The organism is Mesorhizobium sp. M0751, assembly GCF_040320265.1.
Taxonomy (GTDB): domain Bacteria; phylum Pseudomonadota; class Alphaproteobacteria; order Rhizobiales; family Rhizobiaceae; genus Mesorhizobium.
Window position 1 is genome coordinate 1 of the sequence record NZ_JAMYPH010000089.1, and the last position, 633, is coordinate 633.

Genomic DNA, 633 nt, shown 5'->3' on the forward strand with positions numbered 1-633 from the left:
GAAAACCAATGAGCCGGAGGAGCCCCTCTCTCGCAGAGCCAGCTATCGTCGGCACGCTTGACAAGGACCTTATAGCGGAAGCGACAGCTTGGCGCCGCGATTTCCATCGCCATCCGGAACTTTTGTTTGATGTCGACCGCACCGCAGAACGCGTTGCGGACCTCCTCCGCAGCTTCGGGTGCGACGAGGTGGCGACTGGCGTCGGTCGAAATGGTGTCGTTGCAGTTATCCGGGGCGGGATTGCACCGGGGAGCCGGACCATCGGCATCCGCGCTGACATGGACGCATTACCCATCCTTGAGGCGACGGGCCTGCCTCACGCCTCGGCCGTTCACGGACGGATGCATGCCTGCGGGCATGACGGCCATATGGCGATCCTGCTTGGAGCCGCGAAACACCTCGCCGCAACGCGCGCCTTTCCCGGCACATTGGTCGCAATCTTCCAGCCCGCTGAGGAGGGTGGTGGCGGCGCCAAGGTAATGGCCGAGGATGGCCTCTTCGAGCGTTTCGGCATCGAGGAGGTCTATGCACTTCACAACATGCCGGGTATGGACGTCGGCACTTTTGCCCTTTCAGACAGCGTCATGCTTGCAGCATCCGACCGCTTTGACATTAGAATTCTTGGTAAGGGTG

The 633-nt window shown here is 61.5% G+C and carries 1 protein-coding gene; it reads left to right on the forward strand.

All coding sequences use genetic code 11. The features are described from left to right. Positions 1 to 8 precede the first annotated feature (8 nt). On the forward strand, positions 9 to 633 hold a 625-nt coding region (locus NKI19_RS32780; RefSeq protein ID WP_502899383.1), incomplete at its 3' end, for an amidohydrolase.